Here is a 12,344-nt window from a genome sequence, read left to right as displayed (position 1 = left end):
TGATGCGGGTATCCTACTGTACAGCATTTCAAACAATTTAAGGTGGTGTCATGATGGCAATGAAGCAAAAATCAATCCTTGGGTTGGCGGTTGCACTGATAGTTCTGACTATCGCAGCGGTTGCCGGTGGCCTTATGGTTAAAGCCGACGGGCAGACCTGGTCGAGTGCAGCGGATACGTCATGGTACAACCCGGTTTATACAACCTTCAAGATTGATACAGAAGCCAAGCTCGCCGGGGTGGCGAAGCTCGTCAATGAAGATATTGACGCAGACGGCGGCAAGGTAAACGGGTTTAGCGGTAAAATTCTTGAAATTGACCGTAACATGAATCTCGGTGCGTATCTTTGGGTGCCGATCGGTAACGGAGAGCATCCGTTCCGCGGAACGCTGATTTCCAAAGAAGGCTCCATGATCACCATTTCTCAAATGAAGGTGCCATCCGGTTTGTCCTACCAGGGTCTGGTAGGCAATATGATTGACGGAACCGTTGGCGGCTTTGTGTTCTCGAACGACGGTGCAATCAGCGTAACTACCGTCACCTACGATGTGTATGCAGGGGCTGCAGTCGGTAAAATGGCCGGCACAAGCATTGTGTACGACATTACAAATAACCTTAAGATTGCTACAGACAGCGCGCCTTACCATAGTTACGCCGGCGGTATCGTCGGGATGGGTGAAGGATCGGTTGCCAACTCATTTAATAATGCCTCCATCACAGTAAACGGCACATCTGCTGCAGGAGGGATTGTAGGCTACGGAGACGCCGGCGGTTTGAAGCTTAAAAAGGTATCAAACACCGGTGCTGTGCTTGCTAACGGCCAGGGCAGCGACTCCATCTATGCCGGAGGTATCGCAGGCCATGCCATCGGCTCTGTGACTATGAATGATGAAGATACGGTTATCAGCAACAGTGCAGCCGTCACCGTAAATGGCGGAGCAACAGTATATGCTGGCGGTATTGTCGGAGGAATCGACAACACAGCAGTGTTCTCCGATTCGACGAGCAACAGCGGTGCTGTAAGCATCAATGCTCCGTCAGCAACCGGCACGTATGCCGGCGGCCTTTTCGGTGCAGTGGGAGCTGTGACAAACCCTGATTTCAGTATTGCTTTTGTCAATACGGCAACTGTAACCAATAACGGCGGAACGAATGTGCATACTGGCGGTATTGCCGGTTATGCGGCCAGTACGGTTACATGGACCAAAGAATATACCAATGCTACAAATGTAACGGCTACAGGTTCGCAAAATATCTACACCGGCGGATTTATCGGTTACGCTGCGAGCGGGATTGTTCTAAATAACCCTGCAGTAGATGCTTACCAGAACACTGCACATATTCAGACAAGCGGCGGAACCTCTGTTTACACAGGCGGAATCGCCGGCTATGATGCAGGCGGAAGTATTTCCAATGCCTCCTTTACCGGTGCCATTGATGCCGTAGGCTCGGCAGATGTGTATACCGGCGGTATTGCCGGTTATGAAGTAGGCGGAAGCATTCTGGCTTCGCAGACTGGCAAAGCGGCGTCCGTTATTCCAACAATCACTTCTGACGGAACAATCGGCGGGATTGCCGGTTATCTGGACGGAACGATTAACAATGCAGTAGTAAAGAACATCCGCCTGAAAGCAACCTTTGAGGGCGGTGTAATCGGCGGGATCGCCGGTAACGCTCAAGGAACAATCAACGGCGCTTATGCCGGGGATGCCGAAAGTGCAGATTATAACAGTCTTACCATCGAGGCTGCGGTGAAGAACCCCGCTTCCGGTGCAGATAATGTTACTGCCGGAGGTCTTGTCGGTATTAATGTCAAGGCACTGACTCTGACTAACAGTCAGGCTGCCAGAGTGGGACTGATCACTGAAAGCGGAAAAAGCGGCTACACACTTGGTACAGTAGCTGGTAACCTGAACACGCTGGCTGTGATTGGTACAACGGAAGCACCGATTGTGGCGAAGGACTTTGTCATTGAAATGAATGCGGACAACGGAATCGTCGGCGGTGCTGTCGGTGTCAACCGCACTTCCGCGCTTCATCTCCATGCCGAGCGTATTGAAATTAAGGCAAAGGGTGCATCTACCCATGCCGGCGGTATTTTCGGTGAGAACCATGGTGCAGCGCCATATGTGCTTGCCGAGAACATTATCCTCAGCTCTGAAGGCGCAGATGCGCTGCTGGGCGGGGTTGCCGGTTTGAATACAGGCTCCCTTACAGATGCAACGGCACACGCCGTAAGCATCACAGCAGGCGGAATCCGTACAGAAGCCGGCGGTATTGCCGGACGTTCGGCAGGTGCGGATGCAGCTGCTAACCGCGCAAGCATCAACACTCCGGTATTCCATGCCGGCGAGCTGGCTGTAGTCACTGTTAATGGTGCGGATGTCAAAGCCGGCGGACTTGTCGGTTACGCCCAGGCTACGGATATTGTTAATCCAGTCGTTGCAGCAACAGCGCCGGATTATGTCAATATTTCCGTTAAGGGAACAGGGGCAAGAGTCGGAGGTCTGGCAGGTGCACTGGAGAACAGTACGCTAAGCGGTGACACAACGACTGTCAACCTGGAGAACCTGCTTATTAATACTACAAAAGATGCCGCAAACGGCTATACGGGCGGACTTGTCGGCTATAACGACAAATCCAGAATGGAGCGCCTGGTCGGAAAGACGCTCAACCTGACCATCAATGGTGCAAACGCCAAAACAGCGGGTATTGCCGCTTACAACCTGGGTACCAATTCAGCAGTTATTATTAACAGTTATGTAACAGCACTCAGCTTGAAGGTAAATGCAACAGCGGTCAATTCTACCATCGGGGGAATTGTCGGGCTTAACGATGCCCGCACCGGTGATCCGGTGATGAATCCGGGAACTGCAGTGAGCACTCTTCAGAACACGCGTACACTGGGCAGCATTGCTGCAACGGCCCCGTCCTCCGTCCTTGGGGGAATGGTCGGCGAGAACCGCAGCCTGATTGCCAATAACAGCATTACAGACAAAATCTCGGTATCCTCCAAGGGCAACAACGTAACCTTTGGCGGCTTAGCTGGTCTCAACACTGAAAAGGGTACGCTTTACTACACCTATTCGAATGCCAACCTGACCATTGAAGGCGCAGGCACTCTGGCCGGAGGTCTGGTAGGGGAGAACACCGGAGCAGTTAAAGGCTCTTATATCGACATTGATCTGACCGGAAAAGCGACCGGTACAGCAGGCCAATCTGTATTCCTGGGCGGTCTGATCGGCCGCAACAGCGCAGGTACTGTTGAGCAGTCCTACACCTCATCCAGAGTTACCGCCAGCGGAGTGTATACGAATGTAGGCGGTCTGATCGGTGAGCTTACCGGCGGAACAGTCAAGAATTCTTATGTGGCAAAAAGTGTGGCTGCCACAGGTGATCATTCCTATGCCGGCGGCTTTATCGGCAGAATCCGGGACGGTAAAGTATCCAATGCCTATTCTGCGGCTGAGGTTTCGGCTGCTAACGGCGCATATGCCGGCGGTTTTGCCGGACGTTATGATAATGCCAGCAAAGAGCTTTTATACAAAACCTACTATATTAAAGATGAGTCGCTGAACATCAACAAGGATCTGCCGGACTTTGCCGAAGGCAACCACCGGTGGCTGAATGTGCATGTACGGCTGACGACCATTCTTTCAGCTTCCCTGAAAGACAGAACCGTGTTCCCTGACCTGTCTGGCTGGGATTTCACAGGCGCATGGAAATACGGCTCTCTGAATGCCGATTACAAATATCCTGAAGTGAACCGTGAAGCCAATACCGGCGGCGACCTCGGCAATGATGTCAACGCCAATATCAACTGGTACATGAAGGATAAGGACGCTATCGGCTTCCAGATTACTACTGAAGCTGAGCTTGCGGGTCTTGCGTCCATTGTCAACGGCACTATCGCCGGAGTGGACAAATTCAATTTCGCAGGCAGAACAATCACCATCATGAACCCGATTCATATTCAATCTAAGCAATGGGTTCCAATCGGTGACAAGGAAGAGAATGCATTTGAAGGAACCTTCATCGGCGGCAACCATCTGATTGACGGTCTGACACTGCAGCCGGTATTCACTTACTCCGGACTGTTCGGGGTTATAGGGGCAGATGCAGCAGTATCTGATATTAATCTGGAGCCTTTGACTGTATCAGGTAACCAGTTCACCGGCGCTCTGGCCGGCCTTAACCTGGGTACCGTATCGAACGTGGATCTGAAGCTGCTGAACGGCATCAAGATCAGCGGCGGAACAGTTGGAGCTGTAATCGGCAAGAACACAGGTGAAGTTTCTGGACTTCACGTCACTTTTGACGGCGGAAGCCGGGTTGAGACTGTATACAGCGGCGGAATTGCCGGCGGTATCATCGGTGATAACACCTCTGATCTGACTGCAGCAACCTATTCTGTCACTGCTATCGACGGCAGCATCGGCAGCTCTGCGGATCAGGCTGTAATCGGCGGAGTTGTAGGTGTGCAAACCGGTGATGTAACCGGACTGAAGTCCGAGGTGAGCTCCAAACTGCAGATTGCCTCCTCCGGAATGGAGAGCATTACCGGCGGACTATTCGGTTCTTATACTGCAGGAACAGCAAGCGATCTGGAAGTGAACTTCACTGACGGAGCACTGCAGGCAAGCGGCCTCGACTCCATTCTGGGCGGTGTTATCGGACATGCCGAGGCAGGCACAGTGCTTAATAACATTACCGTTACCGGAACAGGAGACGGAGTCCAGCTTACAGGTAATGGTATAGTGGGTGCAGCAGTAGGCGTTAAGGAAGGCACTCTCGGGGGCATGAAACTTAAGGCTCTGGGGCTTGCGGCCAGCAACCAAACCTTTGACCTTGACCATGTAACTGTAAACAAGGTTACGCTGGCTACTGCTGCAGACTCTCTGAATGCAGTAATCGGCGGTATTGCCGGACAATTTGTAAGTGCAGCCATGAACGACAGTTCATTTGCAGGCACAATACAGGCATCCGGTGAAACGGTCGCTGCCGGCGGTATAGCAGGACAATCTGACAATAGCATCCTTTACAATGTGGATGCAGCACCAGTAATGAACGCAGCTGCCAAGACAGGTGAGGCAGCAGCAGGCGGTATTGCCGGACTCATTTCTAGCAGTGATATTAATGAGGGCTTTGATTTCGGTAAGCCGTATCCATTATACCGCGGCATCTACCTTGCCAATGTTCATAACGGAATTGTAACAGTTGGTGGTACAGGTCATATTATGGATCTGTATGCCGGCGGTGTTACCGGACGTAATAACGACGCTTCGGTTTACCGTTCCAGCTCGCAGGCAGAACTTAATGTCAGCGGCGGTAAAACAGTAAATCTCGGCGGTATCGCAGGCTACAGCAACGGTATTATTGTGGATGCCTACGCGGCCAACAGCCTGAAGGCTGATGACAGCAGTGTCTATAATGTCGGCGGTATTGTCGGTCAGGGAGCTGACGGCGAGATTCATTACAGTGAAACAGCAGCACCTGCCGGACAGGCAATTACAGTTGGGACTGCTTTGACACTAGAGAATTCCTTGCCGGCAACACGTACCGGCGGAGTTGTGGGTATGGGGGATCACATCAAGATCACTTACTCCCATGCGGACATTCCGATAAATATTAATGATACCAATAAAGACAACACCATTTACGCAGGCGGCTTCGCCGGTCTGCTCGGTGATACCGATGTGCGCGAGGGACAGATTACACACTCTTACGCCACAGGTGCACTGAATGTAAGCGGAAGACTGGGATCTTATGTCGGCGGCTTCGCCGGTTCAGTTGACCACTACAGCATTAGCAGTTCCTATGCATCAGGTGATGTGGCGAACACCGCTCTTGATACACGTACAGGCGGTTTTGCGGCAGCTGTAGAAAGAAATGCCGGCATCAGCAGCTCCTATGCACTGCAGGCGAAAATATCTACTACAGGAATCAAATCGGCAACCCGTTCCTTTACAGGCGGCTTTGCCGGATACAATGACGGTACCCTGAGCAATGTTTATGCTAATGTGCCAGCCATTACGGCGAGTGCAACAGGAGCTGATTTCCAGCAGGGCGCACTTGTCGGCTACAATTTCCGTGACGGTAAAATCAATAGTTCGAGTTATGTAGGCACATTGGCAGCGGTAGGCAAAAATGCCGGTGCTGCAGTTAGCGCTGTGAAACTGGCGCCAGAAGAGGCGCTGAACCCGCTGGCTTCAGGTGCCTGGAACATTGATTATGATACATCCTTCATGGATAACGCATCAGAGGGTGTAATTACACTGAATTCTGCGGAGCAGTTAACCGGAGCAGTCCTGCTCTACAATGAGACTGGTTTAGACTACTACGTTCTTTACAACAGAACGGCTACTGAAAAGCCTGAATACAATACACTGCTCCTTGGAGCGGATATTGATCTTGAAGGCAAGCCGTGGGTTCCGTTCAACAGCTTGACTGGAACATTTGACGGCCAGGGTCATACAGTATCCGGGCTGGCAATAACCTCGGCTGACCAGACCTATAGTGGATTTGTTACCGAGAATTTCGGTACCATTGCCAATGTGAACTTTGCCGGTGTTAAAGCTTCCGGTAAAAATGCCGGAGCTGCTGCCGGAATTAACCGCAGTACCGGGATCATCACCGGTGTTACCATCAGCGGTGCCCTTCAGGGTACTGAAGCTGCGGGCAGTGCGGCAGCGGTCAACGAAGGAACAATCAGCAAGGTTAATGCTGTTAACCTGACTGTATCAGGTCCGGGACGGATCGGCGGAATTACCGGCGTGAACGCAGGTGCTATCACGGCTTCCAGCTCGGGCGGCGGCATCAGCGGGAACGGACAGGCAGCCGGCGGAATCACCGGCCAGAATGCGCCTGCAGGTGTGATCTCTGACTCCGTTTCTTACGCAGATGTGAATACAGCAGCAGCCGAAGCGGTCTCCGGCGGTATCGCCGGAACCAACAGCGGCAGTATCAGTAACAGTTATGCTGCAGGAAGAATCTCAGCAGAGGGTACACAGAAGGCATGGAGCGGCGGTATTGCCGGTTATGCGGCAGAAGGTAGCATTGCTTCTTCCCTGAGTACCGGTGAGGTTAGAGCAGCTGTCAACGGTGTGATTGCACCAGGACAGGCATTCTTCGGCGGAATTGCCGGACAGAAGGCGAAAGAAGCCTCTATCAGCAGCTCTGTATTCAATGCACAAATGCTCAAGGTGAATGTGGCTTACTTTGATGCTGAAGGCAAAGCTGTAACCGGCATTGCGGGCACCTCTAATGTCACAGGACTTAAAGCGTCTGAACTGGTTAACGGAACGCTTCCTTCAGGTCTTGCAGCAGGACACTGGACAGTGCATAACGGCTACTACCCTGGACTCACTGCTTTTGAAGGGGCGAAGGAAGGAATGCTCAGCACTGCTGCAGTTATCCTTAGCCCGCAGGACCTGATTAACCGGGTAGCCTCCAGCTTTGCACTGAAAGGTGCAGACGGGGTGAATTGGAGTGCAGATCCGGCAGCCGTTGTTCTGAACGGTACGACTGGCACACTGAGAGATGGAGCCGGCACTAAATTGACGGTATCCGCTCAAGGACTAAGCAGAAGCATCATGATCAACCAGCCTGCAGTGAAATACCCTGCAACAGCTGCTGCACCGGTATTTGTTAAAGGTGCTGATACTCAAACTATTAATTACGATGTTACTGTGGAACTGGGCACCAGTGAGCCAGGCGGAAATGTTTATTACACAGTGGATGGTACTATACCAAATGAAACATCACTGCTCTATACTGCGCCAATTGTGCTGAAGAGCACAACAACAATCAAGGCGGTGACCATTGCTCCGGGCAAAGAGTACAGCGGCGTGATCACTGGTTACTGGGAAACTCTGCCTCCTGTAAGCGGAGGAGGAGGAGGAGGATTCTTCCTTCCTCCTGCCAAAGAGCCTGCCATTACAGCAGTTACCAGCAACTCAAGCATTAACGGTGACAGCGAGGCTCCGGTGAAGGTTGCCAAGAACAGCAAGCTGAAGCTGAATGCGCCTGAAGGGCAAGTCATCTATTACACGCTTGACGGCAGCACACCGACGGTGAACAGCACGAAATATACCGGTGAGCTTCTCATTACTGGAAACATGACTATCAAAATGATCACCGATCAGGATGATACAGTTATCACTATCGAGTATGCGGTTGAAAATGCCAAATACAGCCTGAAGGGCACAGCGAATGAGACCAAGTATATGACTGCTTATGCAGACGGTACGTTCAAACCAAGCGCAGCAATTACCAGATATGAGCTGATCACTTCCCTGGCGCCGCTGCTTGATATGGAGAATGTAAATGTAGGGAATCTGTTCAATGATGTGCCGGCTGAACATGAAGCGCTGACGGCATTCTTTGCTTCGGCAGGCATCATTGAGGGATATCCTGACGGCGGATTTGGCGGTACAAAAGGCTTGACAAGAGCCGAGTTTGCGAAGATTATGACTACAGTGCTTAATCTGGATCTCAAGACTGCCGGCATTACGAAACAGTCTGATCTGAAGGGCCACTGGTCCGAGCAGTATGTGAACGCCCTGTCCAGAGCAGGGTATGTGCAAGGCTTCCCTGACGGTACCTTCAAACCGAACGCTCCGATTACACGTGCGGAGGCAGTCGTAATGATCAACCGGATTGTCGGCACGAAGAAGCTGACTGTAACGGCTGTGAAGTACAAGGATCTGCCGGCCACCCACTGGGCGTTCAAAGATATCATGTCAGTAGTGCAATAAACGATAAAGGAATGATAAGCGGATGAAAAAACAGCTGGCGTATCTTTGCATTATAGTATCCCTGTTGACTGCAGCGTTCTTATACAATGGTACTACCAGTGCCGATACGTCGGTTGTCAACAACGCTGAACAGACCTATCAGCTTGCAGAAAAAGCAATGTTCTATCTGCGGGTGCTGAAAAGCGACGGAACGGCAAGTGCCACGGGTACAGGAATTATCCTGTCCCCCGGCGGCACTGCGGTCACTGCGTACCACGTTGTAAAGGGTGCGGAGCGGATGGAAGGGGTAATGGCAGACGGGACTGTAATCAGTCCTGTCAAAGTTACCAAATACGATGAGCTCAAGGATTTAGCGGTGCTGGAGCTGCCTTCGCCTGCGGCGATGAAGATAAAAGACAATGCTTATTCCTATCTTCAGGTGCGCAAGAATGCGGTAAAACACGGCGAGACGGTATTCGCACTGGGGTACCCGCTAAAGAATACGAATATTATTACCGAGGGCATCGTCAACACGCCTGCAGCTGAGATTAACGGCCGCAGCAGAATTCTGACTTCGGCACAGATAGCAAGCGGAATGTCCGGGGGGCCTCTGATGGATGCGCACGGCCAGCTGGCCGGAGTGATTTCCGGTTCCCTCAGAACGATGAATAATATTCATCTGATCATTAACAATGATGATCTCCGCAGCCTGCTGCCGGCAGCGCTGAAATAAGACGCATTGTGCTGCAGCTCATTATTCTGGCAGAAGCAGAAAGCTGAAGGCGGATTAACTTCAATCACGGCTGTCCCGGGACGTCTGTTTGACAGGCGTCAAGGGCAGCTCTTTTTTTAAACCAATTTCCTGGTGAAAGGCGGGAGAGAAATGATTAGGGCGTTTTTGCTGGATGTGAATCAGGAGGATCTCTATAAGCTGGCTGCCATGCTGCACAGGTCAGGAAAAGTCGCTGTGATCGGGATGTCTTCTCATCCGCAGAGCGCTTTGGAACAGATGGCCGGGCTGCAGCCGGATGTGCTGTTTCTGGATCTTCAGCTCCACGGCCTGCAGGGAGTACTGGTGGCAGAGCAGATTAAGCAGCAGCTGCCGGCCATTCAGATCGTAGTTACGACGGGAAGTAAACAGCATGCGCTGTGGGCTTTTGACCAGGCAATTGTGGATTATCTTTTAAAGCCGTTTGAAGAGGAAAGGCTGTGCCAGTCCCTGGAACGGCTGCGTAAAGGCAGTGATGCGGTATAGGATGCCTGATTGCCCCCCCTTGTGATACAATAATCTGAAAAGCCTAAAAGATGGGGGATTGAAGGAATGTATGACTTCGAACGCAAAATAGACCGCCGCAATACCCGATCCTATAAATGGGACCAGAGTGAAAAGCTGTTTGGCAACAGCAATATTCTGCCGCTGTGGGTAGCGGATATGGATTTTGAGAGTCCGCCCGCGGTAAAGGAAGCGATATTGCGCAGAGTGGAGTCAGGCGTTTACGGCTACAGTGTAACCGGCGAATCCTACAAGCAGGCCATTGTGAGCTGGTACAGCCGGCGTCATGACTGGAAGATTCAGCCGGAGTGGATTACCGATTCACCGGGGATCGTAACCTCGCTCAGCCTTTCGGTCGAGCTGCTTACCGAGCCCGGGGACGAGGTAATTCTGCAATCGCCGGTCTATTATCCTTTTTATGATGTCATTAATATGAACGACCGGACAGTAGCCAAGAATCCGCTGCTTTTGAACAACGGGCGTTATGAAATGGATTATACGCATCTCGAAGAGGTGATGAAGGGCGGCGCCAAGCTGCTGCTGCTCTGCAACCCGCACAACCCGGGCGGCAGGGTCTGGGAGCGTGAAGAGCTGCTGCGTCTGGGCGAGCTGTGCCTGCGTTACGGGGTAACGGTCATTTCCGATGAAATTCATTGCGATATGATCATGCCCGGACATAAGCATATTCCGTTTGCTTCCTTGTCGGAGGAGCTTGCTGACATTACGGTTACCACGCTGGCAGCAACCAAAACCTTCAACCTGCCGGGCCTGCAGACCTCTTATATTGTGGCTAAAAACCCGGAGCTGCGCCGTAAATACGAACGCAAGCTGAAGGCGCTAAGCCTGCATATGTCGCATTATTTTGCCCAGGAAGCGGTAGAGGCAGCCTACAATGAAGGAGAAGCCTGGCTGGACGAGCTGATCCAGCATATTGCCGGAAATGCGGACTATGCAATCAGCTATCTGGCAGAGCATCTTCCTGCAGTCAAGGTTATGCGGCCTGAAGCCACCTATCTGCTCTGGCTGGACTGCCGGGCACTCGGGCTGGATGCCGCCGGGCTCAAAAAGCTGATGTACAAGGAGGCCGAAGTGGCCTTTAACGAGGGTTCCACTTACGGTCCTGAAGGCGAAGGCCATCTGCGCATCAATCTGGCTTGTCCGCGTTCAGTGCTGGCTGAAGCCCTGCAGCGGTTCAGCCGGGCGGCTGCACCTTATGTCCAGCAGTAAAACTAAATAATATTACAGTAAGCTTGCCGCAGATCCTCCTGAACACTGGCTGTTCAGGGGAACGCGGCAGGCTTTTTGCTTGACTGGACCACGCTGAATACAGAGATGAATGGAGAGAGACTGTACATGAGTTTGACCCGAATGATAATTGACTGTGACACCGGAATTGATGATGCACTGGCTATACTATACGCGCTCCGTACTCCGGGTGTAGTAATAGAGGGAATTACGATGGTCTTCGGCAATACGAGCGTCGAACAGGCGGCTGACAATACGCTCAGACTGCTGGATCTGGCCAAGCCGGATTATGAAATTCCTGTTGCCCTTGGCGCTTCCAAAGCGCTGGCACGTGAGCTTGGCGGCTTCTCGCCCCATGTGCACGGGGAGAACGGCATTGGCGACGTTCAGCTCCCTCCGTCTTCCCGGCTGCCGGTTAAAGAAAATGCTGCAGCGTTTATCGTAAGACTCGCTAATGAGCATCCCGGCGAAATTGTGCTGGTGACGCTTGGCCGGCTGACCAATCTGGCGCAGGCGCTTGAACTGGACCCGGATTTGACAGCCAAGCTGAAAAAGGTGGTTGTGATGGGAGGGACGATTTTCAAGCCGGGGAATGTGACTCCGGTAGCGGAAGCCAATCTTTGGGGCGATCCGCTGGCGCAGACCGGGTATTTACCTCAGGTCTGCCCGTGCTGATGGTGGGGCTGGATGTAACCCTGGAAACGCTGATTACCTCGGAACATCTGGAACTGCTGAAGCGTCACGGCAAGGAAGAGAACCGGGCGGTTATCGAATTTATGGACCAGTCTCTGCAGCATTATTTCCATTTTTACCGGGAGGCGAATTACATAATGAATGCCGCACCGATGCACGATCCGCTGGCCATGATGGCCGCGCTGCATCCGGACCTGCTGACCTGCCGGCAGATGAAGGTCCGTGTGGAGCATCAGGGGGAGCATACCTCAGGGATGGTTGTGGCTGATCTACGGGCGCAGCCTAAGGTAGGGGAATATATTGAGATAGCTGTTGGAGTGGATGCCCGGCGTGCGGTTGGTATCTTTTTAAGCGCGTTTATGTAGGCTCTCCCGGCTGCAGGGTTCTGAAGAAATGTC

At 52.2% G+C, this 12,344-nt stretch carries 4 protein-coding genes and 1 pseudogene; all 5 read left to right on the top strand.

What is annotated here, in order from left to right; all coding sequences use genetic code 11:
* The first annotated feature begins 59 nt into the window (after positions 1 to 59).
* The 5 genes and pseudogenes from AWJ19_RS16655 to AWJ19_RS16635 all read left to right on the top strand — a co-directional run bounded on the left by AWJ19_RS16655 (position 60) and on the right by AWJ19_RS16635 (position 12,311).
* The gene (locus AWJ19_RS16655) at positions 60 to 8,756 is read left to right on the top strand and encodes a chitobiase/beta-hexosaminidase C-terminal domain-containing protein (protein WP_198536584.1); all 8,697 of its coding nucleotides are present in this window, start codon (positions 60 to 62) and stop codon (positions 8,754 to 8,756) included.
* Between the two features lie 22 nt (positions 8,757 to 8,778).
* Positions 8,779 to 9,468 (top strand): serine protease, encoded by a 690-nt coding sequence (locus AWJ19_RS16650; RefSeq protein WP_068725377.1) that lies wholly within the window; start codon positions 8,779 to 8,781, stop codon positions 9,466 to 9,468.
* 150 nt (positions 9,469 to 9,618) lie between these two features.
* A complete protein-coding gene (locus tag AWJ19_RS16645) occupies positions 9,619 to 9,990 on the top strand; it encodes a response regulator (RefSeq protein ID WP_068725375.1) in 372 nt (123 codons plus the stop codon).
* 66 nt (positions 9,991 to 10,056) lie between these two features.
* Positions 10,057 to 11,235: a MalY/PatB family protein gene (locus tag AWJ19_RS16640; RefSeq protein WP_068725374.1), complete on the top strand. Its 1,179-nt coding sequence runs from the start codon at positions 10,057 to 10,059 to the stop codon at positions 11,233 to 11,235.
* A 105-nt stretch (positions 11,236 to 11,340) separates the two neighbouring features.
* A pseudogene (locus tag AWJ19_RS16635) lies at positions 11,341 to 12,311 on the top strand (nucleoside hydrolase).
* Positions 12,312 to 12,344: the final 33 nt, after the last annotated feature.

The sequence above is a fragment of the Paenibacillus sp. DMB5 genome, assembly GCF_001517085.1.
Classification (GTDB): domain Bacteria; phylum Bacillota; class Bacilli; order Paenibacillales; family Paenibacillaceae; genus Paenibacillus_AQ.
The sequence above is the reverse complement of the archived record's forward strand: the minus strand, read 5'-3'. Positions and strand labels throughout refer to the sequence as shown.

What these genes read in the sequence shown, in the direction of transcription:
- AWJ19_RS16640 (WP_068725374.1), top strand. Translation starts at nt 10,057, where the DNA reads ATGTATGACTTCGAACGCAAAATAGACCGCCGCAATACCCGATCCTAT.
- AWJ19_RS16650 (WP_068725377.1), top strand. Translation starts at nt 8,779, where the DNA reads ATGAAAAAACAGCTGGCGTATCTTTGCATTATAGTATCCCTGTTGACT.
- AWJ19_RS16655 (WP_198536584.1), top strand. Translation starts at nt 60, where the DNA reads ATGAAGCAAAAATCAATCCTTGGGTTGGCGGTTGCACTGATAGTTCTG.
- AWJ19_RS16645 (WP_068725375.1), top strand. Translation starts at nt 9,619, where the DNA reads ATGATTAGGGCGTTTTTGCTGGATGTGAATCAGGAGGATCTCTATAAG.